Genomic DNA, 25,759 nt, shown 5'->3' with positions numbered 1-25,759 from the left:
AAAAACCTAACAATATAAATGATTGTTAGGTTTTTAATAAGAGATTCAAGTTTTAATTAAAAGCTGTAGCTGAAGCTCACTTCATAAATACGGCCTGTATAATCAACACGCGAAACCGCACTTTCATTGTTACCCCAGTATTCATAACGTTGTTCATCAGTTAAGTTATAACCTCTTAAGTAACCTCTAAAGTTTTTAGTAAACTTATATGAAGTTACAAGATCTAAGCGACCCGTTGCTTTTTGCACACGAGGCTGGACGCCTAGATACGAGTTTTGACCTTTTAAGTAAGAATCATCCTTCCAGTTATATGCAAGTCTGAAGCTAAAGCCATCATTCTCATAATAACCAATTACGTTAAACGACTCAGGTGCCACTGAGTACAGCGTGCTATCTTCGGTACCATCTTGGTCTATATAAGTATAGTTAAACACACCACCGAAGCCGTTCCACGGATACGGTAAAAAATCTAGTTTCTGTTGAATAGCCAATTCAACACCAGTAAGTTCAATTGTGTCATTATCGTTATACTTTTCAACAACGCGTACAGCACGATTGTACTCTGTGCCATCATCCCCCAAGTACGGTTCAACTTGCGTACAAGTAAAGCCACCCGTTGCTGTATTATCTTCACGAACTACATCGCTGCCTAACGCATCAATAACTAAAGGATCGCCTTCTGGGCATGTATCTCTATCTTCAAAAAAGCCCGTTAGCTCTTTGCGGAAAAGGCCAACAGAGATTGCACTACCATCGCGGTTGTACCATTCGAGTGACAGATCATAGTTGTCTGCATCGTACGGTTTAACAAGGCTTGCTGGTTTATCAACCTTAACGCTAGTATTACTACCATTAACTTCTGTTGTTGGCGTCATCACACGTAAGTTTGGACGTACAAACCCTTTACTATAAGCAGTACGAAAGACTAGATCTTCTTGTAATTCAAACGATAAGTTAAGCGAAGGTAACCAGTGATCATAATCATCACTAAGTTGAGTTGCTACTAAAACGTCACCGGCTTCGCGATCTCGCTTGATGCCGTCAAAGTCATTGTTAGTATACACATAACGCATACCAACGTTACCTCGCCACGGTACGTTGCCGATATCACCATAAATATCAGTCATAAAGTAAGCTGAAGATATAGTTTGCTCTACGTCAAAATTAGTTGCATATCGTTGTGGATGCGGCCCATTAAAACGCTCGTAAAATCCACTATCGCCCGCTTTAATACCCCCTTCAATATCAGCCATGCCATCTTGCAATGCCGCTATATGAGGTAAGTTATCAATGGTTTGCCAGCCAGTATTAGCACCAAATGTACCAGGGAAATTACCATTAAAGAACTCTGTTTGACCATCTGAAACAAGTGCATCACTAATAGTAAAGCTACCGACAGCATCAGCATTAACACCGACAGCTCCAATTTGTTGGTCAAAGTTTTCAAGCACTTCACGGCTATAACGTACGCCAAACTTCATTGCGCCGAACATAAAGCCATCGCCGAATCCAAAATCTAGATAACGTTTAGCATCAAACTCACCAGTTGACATTTCACGTACAGGATTATCAATTCGACCGGTAACGTAATGGCTTAAGCGGCGGCCATCATTTAATGCATCAGCTGTAGTCAGCGACAATGCATTTAATGCCGTCGGGCTTTGCCAATCAACATCATAGTTCCAATTATCCCAGCCTTGTGCAGCAACAGACGCTTGACTCAAGTCACCTTGAGCGGAGTCTAATTGAATATCAATACCTGTCGGAACAGTATCAACATTAACCCCATTTACTTTAGTTGTCGCTTTATGGTGACCTGTATGTCTAAAATCCAAACCTATATTCTGGAATTTATTCTCTGATTCTGAATGCGTTAGCATCGCGTTAAATGTCCAGTCATCTACAACGTAGTCGCCGTATAGAAATAAACCTTTTGCTTCTTCAAAGAAAGTGGTTTCACGATTTGTAAAAAGATACTCACCATCTGTTATAGCTGTTTTGCTAACGGCATATACAGGAGTGCCATCTTCCAGGCTGTCATATATAAATGGTGCTGTGTTCATATCAGGCTCAATCATATAGAACCTGTCACTATTTTGCGGTTTGTTTTGATTATAACCAGCGCTAAATTGAGCGTCTTGTTTGGTACCACTGTCTAAGTCACGCTTAGTATATAGTAAGTGAGCACCTACAGTCATATCGCTGGTAGGGCGCCATTCGATATTACCTGTAAAGGAAATACGATCACCTTCACTGTATTCTGTTACGTTTCGTATTGAGGATGGGCTGCGGATTGCTGCATCATCAGGAATACCATACTTAGCGCGGTATGCATCAATGGTGTCTGAGTTTACACGTAAGTTTGCATCCGTTGCAGCATCGTTTTGACCAATTAGCGGAGCATAATTTGTAAAGTTAGCAGTATCACGACGGAAAGTTTGCCCAGAGCCCGCGACTTTAAAGGCTACTGCAAGTTCATCTTCGATAAGATGTTTACTCATTGAGAACTTTATAGATTCATCCCAGTTTTGAGTCAAATCTTCATAACGACCACCAATACTTATGTTATATTTACCATCTGGTTTAGCTAGTGCACGCTGTAGTTGTTTATCGACGATACCTGCTATTCCACCCGCTTGCATATCAGCAGTAGGAGATTTTACAACGGTTACACCATCAAATACACTCGCCTCAAATGCTGCAAATGGGTTACTTGAACCAACATCGCTAAAACTTCTACTTGGTGTCGCAAAGCTCTGTCCAGCTGAAGTTGTTTTAACAAAACCACCGCCTAAACCACGCAAACTAATCTCAGACTGACGACCCTCACCGGAGCGTTCAATTTGAACACCAGGTACAGCTTGCAGTGCTTCACCTAAATCAAGTGCCGGCAGTGCATCTATATCTGATGCAGAAATTGCATCTACAATTGATGGGGCATCTCTTTTAGTATTTAGAGCATTCTCTAATGATCCACGAATACCTTGCACTTCAATAATTTCAAATTCTGCTTCTCTTTCTTGAATTTTGGCATCTCTTGCTTTTGAAGTTTCCTGATTTGTATCTATTGCCTGTTTAACTTCTTGAGCCAAAATTGAAGGTGCGAATACTGTCAGAGCTAGACCTAACGAACCACCAAGCAGTGCCGTCGAGGTCATTTTTTTTCTCTCTTTATTCATCATTGTGTTCCCCATAAATTGTGTGTGTTGGTTACTATTTATTTTATATGAGCTTGCTTTACACATTCCTCAATTAACAACTAAGCCTTGCTAATTAACAATACGGTAACACAACAAAAATCATTTTAAAATCAAAAATAATCACTTTCGGTCTTTTTATAAATAAACCAATATTAATCATCGAGTTAACATTGTTATTATTTGATATTCATTGAGAAAACCACGCTTTAAAATAGAGTTAACAGTGTTTTTTGAATTTATAATGCAGACAAGAAAGAAATTCAGTGACCATACTTGAGTGATTTTGATCAAAAAACTCCTTTCGTAGATAAATCACTCATATAAAAAAACCATCTTAATGATGGCTTTGCTCAGAGTTATTAAATATTTTGACAATCTAGCTCACTCTTCCACGAGCATTATATAAATCCAACAGCTCTTTGCTGATATCCCCTTTATAAGTGCCGGGTACCAACATAAAATTAGGATTAGCCTCCTCTGAAGTATAAAAAATATGAAATATCATTTCTTTTAACTTTCGATAGCTTATCGATAATTCTGATGTTCGATCTGCAAATGCACGCTTATCCAACTCAGTGATAAGGCTTTCTCTATCAGACTGTGAGACACTTTTATAATCACTCTTAAAACTTGCTAGTGCAATTTGTTCAACCTGTTTGATAATCGATTTATATCTAAACTTTGTCTCTACACCAGCCCAACTCAACATCAAGCCATCTAGCACATTAATTACATGAGCATCTGTAGCGCCGGGCTGGTTGGTTCTTGGGATCATGATTTCTGCGATATCAGTGAGAATAGTTAACTCATCAGCAGTAAAAAACTGACCACTTTCAGTAAATACAGCTAACGCATTAGCGCTATTAAAAACAGAAGCCCATATAGGTGTTGCCACTAAATACATTGACGCCCCAATAAAAACACGTCGACTGATATTAATATTAGACATTGAAGTCTCCTTACAAAAGACCTTGCGAGATTAACTTAGTTGCGTAGTCTGCAGCGCGAGCTGTAATTGCCATATATGTCAAAGAGGGATTTTGCGTCGCGCAAGAAGACATACAAGCACCGTCAGTAACAAATAAGTTTTTTACATCATGAGTTTGAGCCCACTTGTTCAATACCGAATTTTTGGGGTCTTCTCCCATACACGCTCCTCCCATTTCATGTACGCGATCGCCGACAAAAATAGGTTTGCTTTCAGGAAATTCATTCACTTGGATATCAACGCACCCACCAACGGTTAAAATTTCTTTAATGTCTTTTGCTGCCTGTTTAATCATCTTGCGCTCGTTATCTCTAATACGAGCATCAATATGCAATATTGGAATACCCCATTGATCTTTATCCGTTGGATGTAATCGTGCGTGATTATCATAGTTTGGTAGCATTTCGCCGTACATAATCGCTCGGAACCGCCAAGGACCAGCTTGATTACTTTCATCTTTCACTGTCGCACCAATGCCAACTCTTCTTGCAGCAGTGCCGGTATTACTGCGGTTTTGAGCTGTCCCCTGAAAACCAAACCCTCTGACAAAATCGACGCCATCTTTTTGCTCATGACGATAATTAGGAATATAAGTTGCAATTGGCCTGCGCCCTATCGAGAACTTATCATCAAATCCAGGTACTTCACCGTTTGCTAATACACCGGAAAAATGATCCATAATGTAATGACCTACAGCTTCACTTGAATTAGCTATACCATTTGGAAATGACTTAGATTTAGAATTTAGTAAAATTTGAACCGTCCCCAACGCAGAGGCACATAAAAATATGACTTTTGCACGATATTGACGTTTCTGTTTCGTGTGCGCATCAATAACCGTTACACCAGTTGCCTTACCAAGTTTGTCATCGTAATTAACTGACTCAACAATTGAATCGGTAACGACTGTTAAATTACCGGTACGCTCAGCTGCGGGTAATGTCGCTGATAATGAGCTAAAATAGCCACCAAAAGTACACCCACGGTTACAGTAAGCACGCGCTTGGCATTGCCCTCGTCCTAGTTCAATCTGTTCTTTCGTCGGCTCAGTTAAGTTAGCTGAACGGCCAATAATCAACCGTCTATCCGAATATGCTTCCTTCAAGTTTTCTGAGATAAATTTCTCAGCACAACTCATTTCCCACGGTTTCTGAAACACACCATCAGGTAGCGTATCCAAACCATCTTTATTAGCCGATACACCGATAAAAGACTCTACGTAATCATACCAAGGGGCTAAATCTTCATAACCAATAGGCCAAGGAACTCCGTTGCCATCTTTCGCATTTGCTTGAAAATCTTTAACTCCCCAGCGTAGTGACTGCCTACCCCATGTGAGTGAGCGACCGCCCAATTGATAACCACGAATCCATTTAAAAGGGCTCTCTTTTGGATAAGAGATAGGGTGTTCTTTATCATCAATGAAAAACTGTTTTGTTGCGTTTTTAAAATAGCCTTTACGCTCAATCATCGCATAGCGACCTTCTTCATCAAAAAGTTCTGGGACTTTATTACGATTCTCTATCTGCCAAGGTGCCTGCATATCTGTATATTCAGCCCCGCGATGATCGATGTGCCTACCACGCTCAATGACTAATGTTTTAAAGCCTTTTTCACAAAATTCTTTAGCAGCCCAACCACCAGTTATACCAGAACCAACAACGATTACGTCATACATTTGCTCATCCTCATGTTTATAGTTTTTATTTTTAGTTGGTTTTTTAAATTAACTTTTCGATAAAGATATTTCTAAACCTAACAACGTTATCGCTATGACCAGTTTCTTTATATAATTTGCTACCGTGGTGTTGCAGCCCTATCACACCTTCTTTATCTTTAGTGTCTTCAACATGGGTAGTAAGCACGCCATTGAGGAATATTTTTAACGTAGAACCATTACACTCAATCCGTAGATGATTCCAATCGCCCTGTTTATAAGCACTCGCTTGTTGCTCTGACCACTGGGGTAAATAGCTTTTTATGAAATCTTCATCCCGATGACTGCGTTTAGGGTGTAAAGGATAAAGCCACTTTCTGCGACCTTGATCGAATAATCCGCCGCTCCAACGTCGCTCACTCGGATCAATTTCCGCCTGATAGCCAACAACAAATTTACCTTTGTCATTTTCTTCAATTTGACCTCTGAAAATAACGCCGGAATTGCTGTATTCTTTCACTTGCGGCATTTTAATATCCACCGTAAGGATAAAATTGTCATAACGTAGCTTCGTCGTTAAAAACCAATTCTGGGTTGATAATAAATGTAACTCGCCATCTACAAATTTTGCATCACCATCTGCATATACATTCTCAAATTGACTCAACTGCGGATCAAGAAGATTAACGCGTTGCTCAGCCTTACAAACACCGATACAAAACGAGAATAAAACAAACAAGAATAGCTTTAAGCGCATCAAAGTAGCCTCCATAACATGATTGCGTGTGATTTATTTTGATTGATATTGGCATATATAGTCGATTTTGCGCAACCTAAATATTCAAAATGAGCAAAATGTTAACGTCAAACCAGCTTTGTTCTACTTTGAAGCTCTATTTCTGTAAGCGTCAGTCGCCCGCTAGGTATCACCGAATAACGAGCAACTGTATTTTTTAGAAGGAGTGAGTACTAGTGTTGAAATAACACTTCAAATTCATTGATATTTGGCCACTTATCTATAGCCTTTAACTTAACGTATCGACCTTCTGCATAAAATGATGTAACTGTAGGTTGATTGCTTTGATTATCGAACTTACTTTCACATTTATGATTATGCTTATGTTTGCATTTATGTTTAAATTTACTCTTATGTTTTGCAACTTTGCTATAGTCACTGTCTAGATAATCAGAAACAGATACCTGATATTTGATATCCTGCCCAGGCTCTGACCAAAGTTGCGTGCCTGTTATGGTTTTTGATTCCCCTAAATCAATCACAACAGATTGAGTCCCCTTTTTAGCAGCACGCCAGCTAGACGCATCTGATACATCACCATCTAACAGGTTTGATGCCAAGTAATCTCTATGCTCTGAAGTCACCGATACGATCGAAGGTTTAACCACAAGAGGCATTTCCACCCGTGATGATTTACCATTACTGTCAGTAGCTACAGCTTTTAGAGCATGAACACCAGCTGGTAGGCCCTGTAACTCAGCGGGGTATTCTTCCCCACCCCATGTAAATGGTGGCTGCCAAAGATCGCGAACCAACGTATCATCAACATAAAGCTCAACACGCTCTATATCAACTCCATTTACCACAGACTCACTATGCACTGAGAGCGATAAAGACTCATAACCAACATTTAAACTAACCTCTGATTCAACAAAATTAACATTCGGTGCAGGGACTTCCTCGACGATCAACGTCATCGAACCTTCTCCTTCAAGACCTTCACTATCAACAGCCACAGCTGTAATTGTATGCTGGCCAACACCAAGCGGATTAGGGTTAGGCTCATGTTGTTCTAACCATCCCATAGCGCCAAGCTCATAAGGGGCGTACGAGTGACCAAAATTCCATATAGGTTTAGTGTCTGTTCGCACCAACTCACCGTTTACATAAAGCGTAACGGACTGAATAGTTCGATCATCCTCAGGAGATTCTGCCGCAATTGTCACCCCCAATTTTTCATAACCTGCAAAAACAGTTATCGATTCTTCAGGGAACATTACAATAGGAGGTTTTGGTTCGCCTTGTATCTTTAAGATCATTGTTGCGGTGCCTTCATCTCCTTCGCTGTCGATAGCCACAGCTGTGAAAGTATGAGTGCCAACCGCCAGAGGTGATGGGTTTGGTTCATGAGTGTCCAACCAGCCCATTGCACCAGTTTCATGAGGGCTTAACTGATGGCCAAAATTAAAAGGCGCTGCGCTATCTTTACGAACAAGTTCGCCATTAATATATAAAGTCACCGAGTCTATACTGCGACCAGTTACTGGGCTTGTCGCTTGCAAGGTAATAGAAAGCTGCTCATAGCCTTCTTGTAGCGTTAAGTTAGGTTCAGGAAAGCTCAATTTAGGACCATTCGATTGCACAATTAACTGCATGGTAGACGAGCCAACATTGCCTTCACTATCAGTAGCAACCGCCTTAAAAGTGTGAGTACCTGGTAATAGTCCTAATAGTTCCGCGGGTTTATTTTTATGGCCCCAAACAAAGGGCGCAGCAGAATCTGAACGAATAAACGTATCATCGACATATAAATCAACTTTACTTATCGTGCGTTGAACATCAGGACTTGTCGCAGAGACGCTGAAAGATAACTCATTATAACCTTCCTCTACAGTTAGTGATGTGGACGGAAAATTCACAACAGGTGCGTTTGCATCAGCTTCAATATCTAAATCAATGATTTGCAAGTGAAGTGGTAAGGCATTACCCGCGCCTCGTTCCATCAAATAGTAATAGACTTTGCCATCTTTAATATAAATGGTGCCGTGATCGAATACAGGACCATCAGTCGCTTCATATACTCGCGTAAAATTATTGGTTCCACCTTCTGCTTTCTCAACGTAAGGGCGGCCATTATTTAAACCTATAATGTAGATGTTATCGCCAGCAGTATAGATCTCACTGGCACCAACAAAGTCGGTTGTTGTAATAAATTCAGTTTCGCTAGCAGGCTTGTATGAATGTAAGTATATTTCTTGATAGTCAGGGCGGTTTCTGTCAGTTGAGCGAACTTTACTTATAAAATGCACATCTCCTTTTTTTGTTACTGTCCAATCAAAGCTCCCAACAATATAAACTGAGTTTGCTTCTTGATGATCTATATAATCTCCAGGTTCTAATACTTTGATTTCATCTGAGTTGACCAATGGCCAAGTCATGGGTTCTCCCTGATGATTTTTCCACTGGCCGGCTCCATCAGGGTGATCTGAATAAGCGTAAAAAACACCATTTTGATACTTGTACCTATCATCGTTATCGTTACTGCGTTGTTGATAACCAACACGCAGCTTGCCATTAACATACTTCATGTTGCCATATAGGCCCCAATTATAAGCATTGCCATAGCTTTTTTGATTGTTATGATTAAACTTAGTGAAACTGGACCACTTTTGTGTCTCTGCGTCATATCGATTAAACACATAAGCCCCATTATTATTACCCCCTAAACGCATATAAAGTAACAATGTACCATCAGTATTAGTGAAGAATTTAGGATATGTTAAACGTGCAAAGTTGCCTTTATCCGCTAAATCTCCTGTCATAGTTAAATGTTTATAATCGTCTGGGCCTTGACTGACACTACTAGTATCTTTAACAAATTTATCCAATGTAAATTGATCGTCAGGTAAATCAGCTACACCAGTTTCACTAAATGAGTAACGAAAAAAGTCATCCTTAAATTTTCCACCATGATTGTTATCGTCATAGGCGTGCATATCATAAACCATGTGAATTGTGCCATTAACAGGGCTTATGGCTAACCCAATCGTATTATGCGACTCCCCAACCAGAGGATCTCCTCTAAAGCCCGTATGACGATGCGGAAATTCAATCGTGGCTAAAGTGCCTGTTAACGTATTATAGCGGCTCAACATTACGTTACGTTTTTCTTTTCCACCCTGATACCAAGTCATAAACACATAGTTTTTATACGTTTTTACCGCATCACCATGCGCTGATATATTCCGGCCAAAAAAGAAGTCATACTTCTCTCCCGTATCAGGGCTATCAACACTGCTGAAATCTAAATCTTGGCCGTCAAAATGCAAACCTATATCTGAAATCTTAACTTGCTGCTCTAACTCTACTTCAGCGTGGGCAGCTACACTTAATGCAGAACTAAAAAATAGTATCGATGTAAGCTTAAGCTTACTTTTTATTGTGTGACTTTTCATGATTATCTCTATTTATAATTGTGTTAAAAAGCCTGAGTTGGCTCGGTTGTGCTTAATGTTGTCTTTATTTCTCTACGACTGTCTCAATGTAAAATCTAATGACCTTAAAGTTAATTTTTAGTTAACTGTAAATATAACAAAAATCAATAGTGATCAATAGATATCATTTACAAACAAAAATAAACATGCGAAAGCATTAAAATGCTTGTTTCAATTATATTTATAGAAGCAGTGACAAGTAAAAATGTGGGCATTTATTTACTTATTTAACAGTTTCTGAGGTGTTACCAACTTAATTAACAGGCCGAGTCATGGCATATACATCAAAGAGCCAACTAGCCGGGCATAGAAGAACAAGTATTGAAAAGTTATTAGTTTAAAATAGCGCTGTGCGAAACATCTAAATCTGGAAATTAAGGTCATCCCCGATAAAACAATCTTTTCGCACAGTCGATAGGTAATGTTATTCGCTCTTTCTTAGTTTATTTTCAAAACTAAATTTGAGCTCAATAAACTGTTCTGAGTTATTATAATTTTTTAAATTACTTTTTAATTCATTAAGCGCTTTTGAAGTGAAACCGGCATTATCTAAGGCAAGGTAATATAAATAAGCATACTGTACATTATCACTTTGTAGTTCCATTGCTCTTTTAAAGTAACTAACCGCTTCGACCTTTTTATTACTCCTGATTTGCGCCATTCCGTTTGCATAATTCAACGCAGCCGAGCGAGGTAAAGCTGTTAATCCTTGTTCAAGTACTTCATTCACTTTGTCGGCATAACCTTGGCGGAAATATATATCAGATAAATTTATATAATTAGGAGCGAAGTAAGGATCTACTGCAATGCCTTTTTGCAATGAATTAATTGCAGAGCTAACATCCTGCTTATTGAGTGCTAACATGCTCTGATTGATGTGGCCTTCTCCACGCCATGAATTAATTTTATTAGACTGCGCGAGTTCAACAATTGCGTGGCTCAATTCATCTGATAGATTGTTATAGTGGCTTAAGTTTTGTGCAGCAGCAACTCGGACAGCTTTAAATTTATCACCTAATAATTCACTATAACTTTTTAGGCGCTCTACCTCAGGTAACATATATCCTATTTTAGCTATGGCTAACCTGATCAAAGGTAACGGTGAGTTTACCCACTTTGTTATAGTCGAATCATTTAATTCTGAGCCAGAATTCGCTAGATATGTAATAGCGCTAGCTCTGTCTATTTCGCTCAATGAAATATCATTAATCAGTTCTAAATGGATATTCAAGGGCACCCTATTAGCTGATCGAAGTTCTAACATAGCACGCTGACTATTAGACAGTTCTGGAGCTTTACCGTGCCACTTTTCTAAACTGCTCTTAGCCCATTCGTTAGTTTTATCATCATGGCACTGAGTGCATGCATTAGGTGTATCATAATCAATAGAAATATCAGGGCGAGGAATTTTAAAACTATGGTCTCGCCTATCGTCCACGCCCATATAGCGGTTAGTGGGCATATGACAATTAACGCACTGACTGCCCACTGATGTTTCTTTATGGCGATGATGCTTTGGCGCATTATATTCACTACTTTTGTGACATTGAAGACAAAGGCCATTCGTTTGCGATTTAACTTTCATAGTATGTTTATCATGGCAATCAACACAATTTACACCTGCCTGATACATTTTACTTTGTTTGAAAGAGCCAAATACATAAACTTCTTCTTTAATTTGTCCGTCAGGGTAATACAAATTAGGTTCTAAAAAAGAAGGACTAAACTGGTCTAAAAAACCTTTTTTGTTGTTAAAACCATCTGTAAGTGGACTGCGTAATGAATGACAGGCATAACATGTTTCCATAAAGCTATTGTCACGCTCTTCACCATGCCAAGTAGCAATGTTGTTATTCCCTGTTATTTTCCAACCAGATGTATCTGTGGGTTTTACTCTATTTGACTTTGCTAAGGGGTTTGTTTTGTGATCTTCAGATATATCAGCATGACAAGAAGCACATCCCACATTTATGTTTGAAAAGTGCGTATCAAACACATCTTTTTCTACGTCATAATTACGCTTTAAATTATCGGAATGGCAATCTGCACACATCCCGTTCCAATTTTGTAAGGGCTGTAACCAATGCAGACGATCATTAGGCTTTACGTCTTCGTTTTCATAATTTGCATACCAGCGCTGCCCACCCTTTTTAGCCTCTCGGCTATCCCATGCGAAAGGAAAAACTTGGTATTTCCCCTGCTCTACTTCAATAAGGTATTGCTGAAGTGGGGTAAAACCAAATACATAGCTTACTTTATAAGTCTGCTTTGTATTGTTCTCAGTTAAATCGATTAAAAACTCATTATCTTTAGTGTAAAACAATGCTTTTTGAGAAAAATGTTCAACAATTGCACCACTAAAGTCACCTAATACTTTATCTGACGTGGCTTGCGCCATTGCGCCGGCATGGTGAGACTGCTGCCAATCAGACACCTCCTTGCTATGACATGAAGAACACTCCTCATTAGCAATAGAAAAAAAGCTGCCCATCAAAAGCGTTACAACTACTATAATCTTGAGTATTTTTATCATTTTTTTCTACTTAAAACACTAATGATGTGAGTTAATAATTGGGTCATAATCGTATATAGTACTCTCGCTTTCGCTAAAACCTATTCTATGAGCAACGGCTTTAACAGATTTTGCTCGCTCCAATTTAAAAGGTCCTTTGTATAATTGCCAAAGCTCAGGTGTATTGGTGTTGCTTAATTGATAAGAAATCACCGCACCAGGCGTTGGACTACTTAAATGCATTATGCCATTACTAAATTTAAATTGTGGCTTTGCGGTTTCTGGCTGTAACTCACTTCCTGCCCAGAGTTTTTGAATAAGTTGAGCTTCAGGAAGGCTTGGATCATCGTTTATTTCATTTAACCAACGGTCCATTTCATCACTAAGCTCAGAAACCACTTCTTTATAGCTAGGGTCGGTAATAATATTATTTAGCTCATGGGGGTCATTGTTTAAATCAAATAATTCTTCAGGGTCTTTTTTATCTCTAAACCATAAAGCTTGTGCCGGTGTAAGTTGATCTGCATCTCGTAAACGCAATAGCTCTTGCATGGTAGGTATTTTTTCACGATAAGCCACTGGCAAATAATAGCTTTGCTCTGGTCGGTAGTTTCGAATGTATTTGAAACGTTCATTTCTTACGGCACGAATAACATCTGTAAAGCCATCAAATCTATCCGCCGCAGCATGAATATACTCTCGTTTGGCAGCTTGTTGTTTGCCTAAAAAGTTTCTACCTTGCATGTGTGTAGGTTTATCTATACTAGCTAAGTTCAAAAGTGTTGGCGCAAAATCAACAAAACTGACAAGTTGATCATCTTTTTCTCCTGCGTTTTTAGCATTGGGATAACGAATTATAAAAGGCACCTTGAGGCCACTGTCGTACACTAATCGTTTTTGTCGTGGTAAGGGGCCACCGTGATCTGAATAAAACATAATAATTGTATTATCGTACAAACCATCGTCTTTTAACTGCTGCAATACGGCTGCAATCTGATTATCTGTCTCTGCTAAGTTATTGTACATTTTCCATAAATCACGTCTGACGATTGGCGTATCTGGTAAATAAGGAGGGATAGGAAAATCAAGATCTTTGGCCACTAGAACCGGTGTGTCTGCTTCAGATGATTTTACCGCATGGTGTTGAGGCAATTGGGCAATCTTTTTCCTATCATCAGAAAAATAATGACGTGATTCTATTTTTCTAAAGCCATAAGGTTCAAATAACCCAGACTCATGAGTCGTTGTAAAGTTGACCACTGCATAAAATGGTTGTCCAGCTTTGCGATTACGCCAGTGGGCGTAAGGACCGCTTTCATCCCATGCGCCTTTTGGTGCCTGAAATTGATAATCTGTTTTTAAGTTATTCGTCGTGTAATAACCATGTTCACGCAGATATTGACTTAACATCTTTGCACTGGCTGGTGGTACCGCTTCATACTTTGGTAAACCAGTTTCTTCTGTATTTGACGTTGTACGCATATTATTCGCGCCAACAGATGAAGGATACATACCAAGGGCTATTGCAGCTCTACTCGGAGCGCATACACCCGAGGTTGAGTAAACATTCGTATAAGTTACCCCTTGATTGGCAAGTTCAGTGATTGTTGGCGTCTTTATAGTTTTATCACCATACGGCTCAATAATAGGGCTCATATCTTCTAACACTAGCCATAAGATATTTGGCTTAGTAGCGCTGCTTTTCTTACTGTCGTTCTCTTTTTTTGCCTCTGCAAATACAGTATTTGCACAAAATAAAAGTACCCCAGCCATAATAACTTTATAACTAAACTGAATGCGACTCACAGGCGAACTACCTCCTAATGTTTAAAAAAGCAAAACCATTGGATTAATAAAATGGCTATGCACTTTCGATAAATTACTCCATATTTATATTAAATATGTAACAATTCGCTCTCACAACAGTCACAATATATCATTTTCAATCAAATTCAATTGAAACTATGGCGTAACAGTAAATATCGCCACCTTAAATAAGTATTGTCTCTATTTATGTTTAAGAATCGTTTTAGCCCTTTTTTGTGCCAAAACTCCTCGCAAAACCAGACTATTATTATGCTTGATCAAGGTGAATCGATGGTAATGTTGCAAAAACAAGCGCAAGCATTACCTGATTGGAGTAAAATGGTATTTCGATTTGCGCCGCGCACAACAAATCACGGCAACAATATATACGTCATTAATTAATTCTGCTAAGTACTAGCGCACGCCATCTGCCTCTGGCATATGCGGTCCCTCCGTTTTCAGGAACTTTACCATTGGTGACGGCTTTAGAAGAAACGCTTATTATATCTCCTGAAGTTAGTTCAACCCTTTGCATGCTAAAGTATATTTCTTGGTAATCATTACTCGTTTCAGGGTTAGTAAACTCGCCAATCACTTTGTCGTTTATTGAAACAATATATGTCGACTCGCCGTCTATTTCTGCCAATGTTACTAAGTTAAGAATATAGCTTCCGGCTTCTTTGGCTTGCACAATATATTCTGCACGCGCAAATTTATTTCTGTAAGCAGTTTTCACCGCATTTATAGCCAAAGCATTCTCTGCTTTATGTTGGTAATAGGGAATTTCACCCGTATTTTCTATCTTAAAGTCGTCTATGGCGTGTAAAATCCGCGTGTAATCCGATATCTTAAACAGTTGTGTTTTTTCTTGTAATGGCTTGGGGTTGCTGAGTGTTTCTGATTTATCTTTATCCGCAGGTATGTAACTCTTATCTTTAGTTAAGAGCAGTTTGTCGAGCTCAAAACCATCTTCACGCATTGATACCATAATGTTATGAACACCTTTATGGGGTATATCAATATAAATGGTATTGGGTGTACCGCAATGATTTGTTTCAATTCGCTGTGCAGAAGACCATGTCCAAGCATGTTTACCCTCACATAATTGCAAGCGCTGCGATGATTCTGGCCATTGCCCATTTATGCCTAAATGCACACCATTATCTTCACTTCCAGTGCTGTATGCTCTTGCCCAAGCGTAATATCTTCCGGGCGTTTCAAAATAAACCGGATAACTAAGCACAGCCATTGTGCCGGCATTGTTTGTGAAGTTATCGTTTCTAACTAGCGTTTCATGATGATTGCTACGGGTGTCGGGAAGTATTTCAATATAAGCCCCGTTACTTGCATCATGGTAATGAGCTTGGTCTGCATCAGCAAAATTATGAGTAGCTGTATTTTTTGAAAACACCAACCACCGCCTCTTATCATCTAGGTGTTGGGCTGAAAAATTTTCTGCTTCAATCACCACGAAGCCTGAATCTTCATGATAAACCTGCCCCGCATTAATATTTGTTGCTGACGCTGCAAAACTAGCGATTACTATTGGTAAATTAAAAAGCTTAGATTTCATGTTTGAGAGTCCCATGCTTTAGCCTTTACTAATCGTATCTAACAGTAATACTTCTTTTATTTCTTTTGGCGTTGAATGTTTATTGCCGCCATTGTCAGCACCTGTTATCCACCAATAAATCATTCCTGCATCCGAGCAATCAAATTTATTAGTCTGAAATGGCACAACACCGTCCTTCTCAGCATAGGCCATCATTTCCCAAATAAAGGCAATACCACTGTCTGGATGATTTTTGGCCCAATCCCAATCAGCTATAGGCCCTTGGAGTCCAACGTTTTGATCTCCTATTTGGTGTTCTTTTACTCCAAAGTCTAAAATTTGCTGCCAAGTGAAAAAGTCACCACTGTTATCATTTGCAGGGTGATGCGAAACAACATGAACATGTTGCACCTTACTTTTTTGTGCAGCTTCCAACGCATAACCTATAAGATCAGGTTCGCCCGCTTCAATTATCCAAAGCGGATTCTCAATAGACGATGCGTTGATTGCATCAACTAAGTCTTGTGTTGCCCCTACTTGATCAACCCTGCAGTTATAAAAATCACGTAAATTATTAAATGGTCCAAATAAACCAATACCTCTGCGACTTAGTTCGTCTAGTTTATTTTGTCGACGCATTTCATTTTCGGCATCAATTTGATATCGAGCTTTGTTTCTAAAAGGGTCTAAATCACAAGAGTGAGATAAATGAACGAGTCGGCTAGATAAGCCCGTATCTTGTAAAAGTGCCAACATGACAGGTGTTGCACCAATATCATCTGGATCAGGAGAGTTCCCATCTATTACTATGGCCAAGCGGCCCTTAGGGGGGTTCAGTGCTTCAAATTTGACTTTTATCGTTTGCTTGGGAGAATCTTCTTTTGTTTCACCCTCCAAAAGTGTTGCGTTATGACTACATGCTACGCTTAAAAGAGTGCTTAAAATAATAAAAGGTAGTAAAAGTTTTTTCATATTAATTTCTCTATCTTGATAAAAGTCGGTAATTTGTAATAGCTATTTTACTGACCTAAATTGAACCAATATGATTGTAATTGAATATTAACAAATTAACAAACTGTCAATATTCATCTTTTGATCACCATCTTAACTGGCCAGCTTCCTTAAGCCCAAATTGCACCAATGAAAATAACTGCGTAATGCAGACTAAGAAGCTTGAGGCAAGTGATTTTGATTTAACAACAAAAAGGTGGGGAGAATATGCAGGTGTTATTAAGTGATTCGATAAGGAAAGTAATTGCCAATGAAGCAAAGACATACCACCATCTGAAATCAGTAAAGACTGGATAAGTGATCAAAAGCGCTGTAAATAAAAATAGCCCTTAAGTTAGTACCAACTCAAGGGCCATTATTTACCGTCAGCAATTAAATGCCAACCGGTTATTAAGCTAATAAAGACTTAACGTAATCAATTAGGTCTTGGTCTTGGCCATTCTCAAATAAACACGCTTGGAACCGCTCACCAGATACTGCGGTTTTAACCAGTTCTTGATCAAGGTTCTTCAATGAATCAACATAGCTGCGATTCACTAAAGCAGACTTCACTTGAGTTAGAATTGATGCATTCTGAACCTGAGGCTCTCTACGTTCAACAGGGTAACCTGCTCCACGCTCACCTGTCAGAGCTTTTTCAAAGATATAGCGCGCATTTAACTCAGCGCCCCAACCAAACCCTTTAGCAAACGGCAGTGCTAATGCGTTACCATTATTAACTTGATTAAACAAAAAGGCATCTGAAGGGTCAATACAATAGCCACAGAAAACACCATCATGAGCATTTAAAGACATCATTGCACCTTGACCAGTTCCACATCCTGCGAATACAAAATCAACGGCTTTAGCATTAATTAAAATCCCTGCCATAATACCTAAATGTACATATGTCAGGTGATGATCGTTTTCGCTATTCATCCCCACGTTAAAAACACTATGCTCTAACGGTAAGGCAACACTTTCAAGTTCGTTTAAAATTATTGGATTTTTAGCCGCTTGGCTATTTTCAAACATTAACGCTATTTTCATGACTGATTTTACACCTTTGTGAGTGAATATGATTTTAAGTGTATCATTAGTTTCTAAAGAAATTAACATATAAAGGACGAAGAAAAACTCATTAAAGCGTTTATCTTATTTTAACCCCTTATTTCTTGAAGCTATAGAAGCAGTTGTAATGAGGATCTGTAAAACACTTAATGCTTGTGTTCGCTAAAGAAAAATTAGCTTTTATGTCATTCAAAATATGCTTCTTAAATAGTTTTTTATCTAAATAAATGAATGACGTTTGCAAATTAGAATTAAACACAGTACGGCCTCTGGGGAAGTTGTAGTAGTCTGTATTGAGCTGACACAGAATTTTGAACGCCCTCGACTTAAAGCAAATTGCTCATATAGTAGATTTTCTTCCCATTCGATTTGGTGTTGCAAAGAACTATCAACAAAGCCAAGTAGGTCAGGTTTTAAATCTATGGCATTTTGAGTTTTATAAACTAATGTGTTTTCAACAAACCAAAAGATACCAACTTTGCTATTCATGAAGAGCTCCTAAATTTATATCTCCCAACACTACTCGGAAAAATACGGTTTAGAGCCCTATTTGGCAACTTTCTTACACACCCCAATGAAAGGAGCATATAAAGTAATCAAGTGCAGCAATTTATATAACAGCACTAAATTTACATTCGTATCTATATCAATGCCATGCACTCATACGACATCTTTATATGACATTACATGTAAATTATTTGATATCTAGAAAATAATAATAAACCCATTCTTAGGTTGTCATGAGTGGTATAAAATCAATTTTCAAGTCCCTGAACGCTCGATAAATAACTCATCAGTTGAGACTTCAAGAATTTGTGCAAAACGCTTAACTTCTATATCGGTAACTCTTCTAACATTAGATTCTATTTTGGCTAATGTACTCCGCGTTATCTCCCATTGTTCTATCTGACATTTAGCGACTAGAACCTCTTGTGTCCACAACTTATCTTCTCTAATTCGCTTTATATTCTTTCCAATAATATTCATAACATCATTTGCTCCGAATGCGGAGCTTGATTGTTACAAAAAAAAACCTTATTATTGCTCCGAAATAGGAGCAACTCAATTTTGTTTAGAGGTTATTTTGAAAATAGATCTTAGTGTTGCAAAAATTATAAATGCGCCAAATTTTGATAATTTTACAACCAGTGAAGTCCGCTCATCTTATATTACTTTAAAGAATGACCCCTCCTTAGATCCTATAGTGGTGAGAAAAAAGTTATATGCTGAACTTCTAAAGCTTGTAAAAAAAGGTTGGCTAGTTAAGAAAAATACAAATAAAAAAGGTCAAACCCGTTTTAGTAAAACGAAATCATTTGATGTTCAGTACCTCAATTCCATACAAAAAGCACCACCAGTGAAAGCAAGCTTCAACGAAAAAGCACATAACACTTTAGTTGCAAAATTGAATCACTATAAAGCAGAACTATTATTGAATATCGGCGAGTCAGAAGCTTTCAAAGAGCTTTATTCCGAGCACCCTGAGTTAGTTGAAGATATACAGCCTCTGTTTAATACAGCTAAAGATAATAATAGCAGAATACTTGGAAAGATAAGGGCTATAGAGGAATTAATGAAGCAAAATAAACTATGAAATTAAGAAAATGGCAAGCTGAATGTATTGAACTAGCGTTAACTAAATATATCAACGGTGCAAGACACTTTTTAGCGTTAGCAACCCCTGGTTCGGGGAAGACGGTAATGGCTTCAGAACTAGCCAACCAATTGCTGAAAAATAACCTTATTGATTTAGTTATATGTTTTTCTCCTTCTACCCTGGTTGCTAAAGACTTTGCTGAAAGCTTACAAGAGATAACGCAGATGCAATTTGATGGAAAAATGGGGGCTAAGGGAAACTCTCTAACATATCAAAATTTACAATATTTTGATGACTCATTTTGGCAATTATTCAACCGATTTAGGGTGTTCGTTATTTTTGATGAAATTCATCACTGTGCTGGCTCTAACCTTGGAAACTCTAATGCTTGGGGAGAACAGATAATATTAAACATTCAAAATAAGGCTAAATATACATTAGCATTAACAGGAACTCCTTGGCGTTCAGATGAAGCTCCAATTGCTCTTTCTAGCTATGTGCAGTCAACTAATAAAATTTCATGCGATTATATATATGGGCTTTCTGATGCTCTAAGAGATAATGTTTGCCGAATACCACAGATTATCGCTGTGGATAACAGCAATATCTCAGTCGTGAATGGTGATGAGACCAAAACATTCAGTAGCTTTAAAAGTTTACTTAGTCAATCAACTGTTCCCTATAAACACATTATCAATAACGAAAATGTTATTAAATATATAATTTATTCAGCTCATAAAAAATTAAAAAGTATACGAACTTTTAACCCTGATGCTGCAGGGTTCATTGTGGCATCATCTGTCGATCACGCTACAAAAATAGCTGCAGTAATGCAAGCATGCTTTAATGAAAAAAGTGTAGTAGTGACTTACAGAGAAAGTAACTCAATGGGTATTATTCAACAATTTAGACATTCCGCAAGTAGGTGGATTATTTCAGTTGGGATGATTAGTGAAGGTACTAATATTCCACGATTACAGATTTGCTGCCATTTAACTAATATTAAAACAGAAATGCACTTCAGGCAGGTTTTAGGTCGGATTTTGAGAATAACAGACTCAACAAACCAAGAGGCTATAATGTATGTGCCCGCGGAACCTAAACTTTTGGAGTATATTTATCGTGTTAAACAGGATGTACCTTTTGAAGCTGATGTAGTCAAGTTTGAAACTATGAAACCAGAAGTAAATAATGACACAAAAGATGGAGTAGTAACTATTTTATCTAGTGATATTAGAATGGGGATTTTAGAAACACCGCCTAAGCTAATTGCTCTAAATGCTGACGATATAACTTTTGAGCAGCCTAAAGAAGTACCAGAAAAGCATTTAACAACCTCTTATGAACAGGTAGTAAATATATTTGGTCGCTTTAAGCAAGAAGCTATTGCACTAGGCTTAATTGAATTAAGATGATAATTGACGAAATATCTCGGCTGAATTTTATAGCCTCCTCATTTCTATCAATAATACCGCAGAACGCACAATAACTTACTTAAGACCAGATCTGTGTTTGATATACCATCTTCGTTTATAGATACAAAACAGCAAGCCCATGTTAACCAAATATATTTTATTACTTTAGGATAAAACATTTAAGGTGTTAATTCCAAAACGAAAATGTTAACGCAGTAACTTAGTTTCTTTATGTATAGATTGAATCCGCTCGACTTTTTGTTTTCTTCTCAAAGTGACACAGAATAGCAGTATGGTGTTCCCTCATTTTTTGAGCAATACTTTTGAAATACTATCAATTGCATGTTTTCATTCAATATGAGTATTCCTAATTAGCTCAAATAAGGGTTAATTTAGGGCTAATTTAGGGTCAATTTGGTACTCGAAGTATTAATTGGCCCAAAGTTCAAATTAGCCTCTTAAGCCATGAGTAAAAAAAAGGTCAATTTAAGGCTAATTTAGGGTCAATTTGGTACTCGACGCATTACTTGGCTTAAAGTTCAAATTAGCCTCTTAAGCCATGAGTAAAAAAGGGTCAATTTAGGGTTAGTTTAGGGTCAATTTGGTACTCGAAGTATTACTTGGCTTAAAGTTCAAATTAGCCTCTTAAGCCACGAGTAAAAAAGGGTCAATTTAGGGCTGTTTAGTTCCCCTTGTGTAATTGAGATCAAAAACATCGCATATCTGGCGGGAGCAGTATCGTCACATCAACAGGAAATACAAACTACAACCTATGACTGCTGATACATTACTTCTAGTGATATTGTCTTTTCGGCACACATTTCAGTCAGTATTGTTATGTTTTTACCCAAACCAAGTCACAGGCAACGAAGAAACAATATCAGCTAGGTTACTGCCCCTATTAATTGGGGGCAGTTTTAGTAAAAAAACCCCAATGTGCGCTTGTAAAAAAATGCACTTTAGATATTACCCCTATTAATTGGGGGCAGTTTAGGGAAAAACGCACCAACTATGGGCAGTTTTTCTTTATTTATATTACCCAGTTCTGCTCACACGCAATGAAGAAAAAGGCCTTTAAGTTAACTACCCCTATTAATTGGGGGCAGTTTTAGTAAAAAAACCCCAATGTGCGCTTGTAAAAAAATGCACTTTAGATATTACCCCTATTAATTGGGGGCAGTTTAGGGAAAAACGCACCAACTATGGGCAGTTTTTCTTTATTTATATTACCCAGTTCTGCTCACACGCAATGAAGAAAAAGGCCTTTAAGTTAACTACCCCTATTAATTGGGGGCAGTTTTAGTAAAAAAACCCCAATGTGCGCTTGTAAAAAAATGCACTTTAGATATTACCCCTATTAATTGGGGGCAGTTTAGGGAAAAACGCACCAACTATGGGCAGTTTTTTTAAAAATAAAGCACGTCAAAAACAACATTATGCAAACAATAAATTATGCCCCTATTAATTGGGGGCAGTTTCAATACTTTTTCCCTGTTGGGGCATTTTGTGGAAAGTGCCCCCAATTAGATTTGTGTGCACTTTATGCTTTTTTAATCCCGCTGATTAGGCGCGAATGTACAGCCCTCAATTTAACCCTCTAAAATTTATCACCTCTTGACGTCTGTCAGAAAATATAAACCTCAGAACAAAATGGAGAATCCAAAGTCCACCAAAGTACCTCAAATCGAACAGCATCTATTGAAGCTAAAAGAGGGAGTCGTTGCTAAGATTGAATCATAGATTGATGAATACTGGATAAGATACAAAGTTGCAGAATAATACGATGTGGAAGTTTGAATAGCTGGTCTCAATTAAAATTTGAGCCCACCCTTGTGAAGGTTTCAACCATAATTAAATCAAGCTCAAATATTCAAGCGATGCATTTAACCCCTGATAAGCCGTAATATAATATCTACCATAAAGCGAAATTTATATATCGAGTCGGCCTTCACCTTCGACCTTTCCTGTTTATCTTATTGATATGTGATTATGTGCACAATACTGATCAATTAAGCATAAAAGTAACAAGCGCGGGACCATAAATCCAAGATGGTTAGCTTCTGGGGATGCGCTATAGAGTAAGTGAATACCTGTACTGAGCAACATTCTCGTGAGAAGCAACTATTCTTGTCTGTAATACGCAAATACAACCCAGATAAAGAAATGGAATTTATATATGCTCGATAGCCTATGTATCGCTTTATAAAAATTGATATATGTTAAAACTTACACATGAAGACTACGACTTAAATAAGGTTCCCCCCTGATGTGGTAACCGCCTAAATTATATACAAATATTATGGCTAACTAATTCCGGATATTGAATAACAAGTGAGGAACACCCGCGAACTTTTTAAGCCGACATTTCAACTTAGCTCAATGTTAGACTCCTAGCTTGTATACCAGAAAGGCGTCAGCCTTAATATCTGTTACCATGATAGCAAATAAAAATTAAAAACCTTTTAAAATGTTACTACTGTAGCAACACAAAAACATAACGTTAGCTCTATCATTTATGCTATAAAACAACGCCAGCCACAACCGAAGCTGCTACAGTGATAGCAATAAAATCAATATTTGTGCTATAATCGACAAGATAATAGCAATTTTTAGAGGACTGTATGTTATCCCTTTATACCGCTTATGACTTGCAGATGGATCTCAAAGAGTTTATCAAATCAGCTCGAAAAAAGGATAAACTCAGTGTTCAAAAGCTGGCTGATCTCTCTGGCGTACCTTACGCGACAATCCGCAAGTTTGAATCATCTGGCAACATCTCATTGCGTCAGTTCCTCATGCTTTATGAAACAGTCGGTGACTTGAAAAAAGTGAAAGAGCTAACAAAGCCCTCTGAGCCTGAATTTAAATCAGTAGAGGATGTGCTCAAACATGCTTGAATCAGCACTAACCGTAAAACGAACGCTTAGCACAGGTGAAAAAGTACTTGTTGGCAAGCTCGTTGAAAATAGAAAGCAAAGCTTTTTTCAATTTGATGAGGATTATTTAGGTGCTCACCCAACCTCTCTAGCTCCATTTAATTTAAAGGCAGATACAAGCCTGCAAGCTGCGCCTAGAGAGCCACATTACGGCATTCATGGGGTTTTTGGGGATAGTCTCCCAGATGGTTGGGGTCTTTATCTCATGGATCGTGTATTTAGACAGAACAACCATAACCCAAAGGAAGTGACCGCGTTAGAGCGTTTGGCTTACCTAGGTGACAGATGCATGGGTGCGTTGAGCTATGAGCCAGAATTAGATTTACTTGATGAGTCCAAGGAGTCAATTGATATCATTACCCTTGGCCGCGCTGCGATTGAAGAGTTTGAAGGCACCGAGTCAGCTCTGCTTGAGCACTTAATGAATACTGGTGGTTCGGGTGGTGCTAGGCCCAAAATGAACATAACACGTTTATCAAATGGGGAATATTCAACATTAGATGACGCACCAGGTACAAAGCTTATCGTTAAGCTGACGTCTGAAAAGTTTGACTTGAAGCATTCTGAATCATTAGTCGAATATTGCTACATGCAGATGGCCCGTAATGTCGGCATTGAGGTTCCTGATTTTAATTTGATTGATACGGGTAGTGGACGATTTTGGCTAGAGCAGGAACGATTCGATTGCACCGAGCAAGGCGGTCGAGTCCATATGATTTCTGCGTGTGGGTTGTTAGATGCACCGTTTCGAGAGCCTTCTCTGGACTATATTGATTTGGTTAAAGCTACGCGCATCATGTGCAGTGTCACTGAATCTCAGAAGCTCATTAAACGCTGCTTGTTTAATTACCTGACTGTTAACCAAGATGATCACTCCAAGAACTTCAGTTTTCTTGCCAGTGACGCCGATAACTGGACGTTATCGCCTTTCTACGACATTGTTTACAGTCCTAATCCTTACAAAGAGCATATGACGGCATTTGGTGGTAATGGCCACACACCCAAGAGCGCACTTGATCAGTTAGCGGCTCAGTCGGGGTTATCTTCAAAGAAAGCAATTTTGCTTATGGCTGAAGAAATATTTGAAACATTACGTTCGTTTAGCCATGAAGCCAAACATCTAGGCTTGTCACCTAATCTAATCAAGGAGATTGATCAGGATATGGTAAAAAAATATAAAACGCTGCAAGTTTAATTTTGTCTGACCTATGCAACTGAGTCAGTCGCATTTAATCATTCCACAGTGTGGAATGATTAATTTTATCTCTACACTTCAATAACTTTAAAATTATAATCATCGATATAGGTGATTATATGTATTCCAAACAACTATCACGACAAAACTGTCCGAAAATACCACTCAGATATTAGGCTCAAGACTTAAATAGCTCGTCATCACTCTCAAATGACTTAAACTCTAAAGGGTTTCCACTATAATCGAGCACAAACATTGTTTTTTGCTGACCGCTTTTGCCCTCATATCTAATTTGAGGTTTTATAATGAACTTCACCTTTGCTTTCTCCAGCCTTTCTGCCAGCTCATCAAATTGAGCTGAAGTAAGTATGCAACCAAAATGTGGAATTGGCACCGATACTCCGTCAACTTTTCCACAATAGTCGAGCTCTTTATCTACAACACCCACATGTGCAGATAATTGATTTCCATACAAATCAAAATCAACCCAGCTATCAGTCGACCTTCCCTCTGGACACCCTAATACTTTTATGTAGAAGTCTTTTGTACTAGCAATATCTTTAACTTTAAAAGCATAATGAAAGCAGTTACTCACTTTAATTCACCTTAT

At 38.3% G+C, this 25,759-nt stretch carries 17 protein-coding genes; 4 read left to right on the top strand and 13 right to left on the bottom strand.

Translation table 11 applies throughout. The features are described 5' to 3' along the window. Nucleotides 1-56: 56 nt before the first annotated feature. The 12 genes from B5G52_RS12505 to B5G52_RS12445 all read right to left on the bottom strand — a co-directional run bounded on the left by B5G52_RS12505 (nucleotide 57) and on the right by B5G52_RS12445 (nucleotide 18,993). Nucleotides 57-3,182 carry a TonB-dependent receptor gene (locus B5G52_RS12505; RefSeq protein ID WP_254911200.1) on the bottom strand — a complete coding sequence of 1,042 codons (3,126 nt, stop codon included), beginning with the start codon at nucleotides 3,180-3,182 and terminating at the stop codon, nucleotides 57-59. A 394-nt stretch (nucleotides 3,183-3,576) separates the two neighbouring features. Next, complete coding sequence (locus B5G52_RS12500) at nucleotides 3,577-4,149, bottom strand: gluconate 2-dehydrogenase subunit 3 family protein (protein ID WP_087532982.1); 573 nt, start codon at nucleotides 4,147-4,149, stop codon at nucleotides 3,577-3,579. Nucleotides 4,150-4,159: 10 nt separating this feature from the next. Then, nucleotides 4,160-5,866, bottom strand: a complete 1,707-nt coding sequence (locus tag B5G52_RS12495) for a GMC oxidoreductase (protein WP_087532981.1) — start codon at nucleotides 5,864-5,866, stop codon at nucleotides 4,160-4,162. A gap of 43 nt (nucleotides 5,867-5,909) precedes the next feature. Continuing rightward, nucleotides 5,910-6,602 (bottom strand): DUF1080 domain-containing protein, encoded by a 693-nt coding sequence (locus B5G52_RS12490; RefSeq protein ID WP_087532980.1) that lies wholly within the window; start codon nucleotides 6,600-6,602, stop codon nucleotides 5,910-5,912. Between the two features lie 212 nt (nucleotides 6,603-6,814). Beyond that, nucleotides 6,815-10,036 carry an Ig-like domain-containing protein gene (locus B5G52_RS12485; RefSeq protein WP_087532979.1) on the bottom strand — a complete coding sequence of 1,074 codons (3,222 nt, stop codon included), beginning with the start codon at nucleotides 10,034-10,036 and terminating at the stop codon, nucleotides 6,815-6,817. Nucleotides 10,037-10,499: 463 nt separating this feature from the next. Beyond that, nucleotides 10,500-12,608: a multiheme c-type cytochrome gene (locus B5G52_RS12480; protein ID WP_087532978.1), complete on the bottom strand. Its 2,109-nt coding sequence runs from the start codon at nucleotides 12,606-12,608 to the stop codon at nucleotides 10,500-10,502. 18 nt (nucleotides 12,609-12,626) lie between these two features. Then, the gene (locus B5G52_RS12475; RefSeq protein WP_087532977.1) at nucleotides 12,627-14,393 is read right to left on the bottom strand and encodes a sulfatase; all 1,767 of its coding nucleotides are present in this window, start codon (nucleotides 14,391-14,393) and stop codon (nucleotides 12,627-12,629) included. Nucleotides 14,394-14,787: 394 nt separating this feature from the next. Next, nucleotides 14,788-15,966 carry a hypothetical protein gene (locus tag B5G52_RS12465; protein WP_087533043.1) on the bottom strand — a complete coding sequence of 393 codons (1,179 nt, stop codon included), beginning with the start codon at nucleotides 15,964-15,966 and terminating at the stop codon, nucleotides 14,788-14,790. An 18-nt stretch (nucleotides 15,967-15,984) separates the two neighbouring features. Further along, entirely contained in the window at nucleotides 15,985-16,917 is a 933-nt protein-coding gene (locus B5G52_RS12460; RefSeq protein ID WP_087532975.1) for a hypothetical protein, read from the bottom strand. A gap of 429 nt (nucleotides 16,918-17,346) precedes the next feature. Then, nucleotides 17,347-17,985, bottom strand: a complete 639-nt coding sequence (locus B5G52_RS12455) for an RpiB/LacA/LacB family sugar-phosphate isomerase (RefSeq protein WP_087533042.1) — start codon at nucleotides 17,983-17,985, stop codon at nucleotides 17,347-17,349. A 240-nt stretch (nucleotides 17,986-18,225) separates the two neighbouring features. Further along, complete coding sequence (locus tag B5G52_RS12450; protein WP_087532974.1) at nucleotides 18,226-18,495, bottom strand: hypothetical protein; 270 nt, start codon at nucleotides 18,493-18,495, stop codon at nucleotides 18,226-18,228. A gap of 273 nt (nucleotides 18,496-18,768) precedes the next feature. Continuing rightward, complete coding sequence (locus B5G52_RS12445) at nucleotides 18,769-18,993, bottom strand: helix-turn-helix domain-containing protein (protein ID WP_087532973.1); 225 nt, start codon at nucleotides 18,991-18,993, stop codon at nucleotides 18,769-18,771. Nucleotides 18,994-19,090: 97 nt separating this feature from the next. Here B5G52_RS12445 and B5G52_RS12440 point away from each other — a divergent pair, with 97 nt between their 5' ends. The 4 genes from B5G52_RS12440 (at nucleotide 19,091) to B5G52_RS12425 (ending at nucleotide 25,149) form a co-directional block, all read left to right on the top strand. Beyond that, nucleotides 19,091-19,600, top strand: a complete 510-nt coding sequence (locus B5G52_RS12440; RefSeq protein WP_087532972.1) for a hypothetical protein — start codon at nucleotides 19,091-19,093, stop codon at nucleotides 19,598-19,600. Beyond that, nucleotides 19,597-21,018, top strand: a complete 1,422-nt coding sequence (locus B5G52_RS12435) for a DEAD/DEAH box helicase (protein WP_087532971.1) — start codon at nucleotides 19,597-19,599, stop codon at nucleotides 21,016-21,018. Before B5G52_RS12440 ends, B5G52_RS12435 begins: the two co-directional genes overlap by 4 nt. 2,621 nt (nucleotides 21,019-23,639) lie before the next feature. Then, complete coding sequence (locus B5G52_RS12430) at nucleotides 23,640-23,915, top strand: helix-turn-helix transcriptional regulator (RefSeq protein ID WP_087532970.1); 276 nt, start codon at nucleotides 23,640-23,642, stop codon at nucleotides 23,913-23,915. After that, nucleotides 23,896-25,149, top strand: coding sequence for a type II toxin-antitoxin system HipA family toxin (locus B5G52_RS12425; RefSeq protein ID WP_254911199.1), 1,254 nt, complete (start codon nucleotides 23,896-23,898; stop codon nucleotides 25,147-25,149). The genes B5G52_RS12430 and B5G52_RS12425 overlap by 20 nt, the downstream gene beginning before the upstream one ends. Nucleotides 25,150-25,327: 178 nt before the next feature. Here the strand turns inward: B5G52_RS12425 and B5G52_RS12420 are convergent, their stop codons facing one another. After that, a complete protein-coding gene (locus tag B5G52_RS12420) occupies nucleotides 25,328-25,744 on the bottom strand; it encodes a VOC family protein (RefSeq protein ID WP_087532968.1) in 417 nt (138 codons plus the stop codon). Between the last annotated feature and the right edge of the window lie 15 nt (nucleotides 25,745-25,759).

The sequence above is a fragment of the Pseudoalteromonas sp. A601 genome (genome assembly GCF_002165575.1).
Taxonomy (GTDB): Bacteria; Pseudomonadota; Gammaproteobacteria; order Enterobacterales; family Alteromonadaceae; genus Pseudoalteromonas.
Note: the sequence above shows the minus strand (reverse complement) of the source record. Positions and strands in the feature narration are given on the sequence as shown.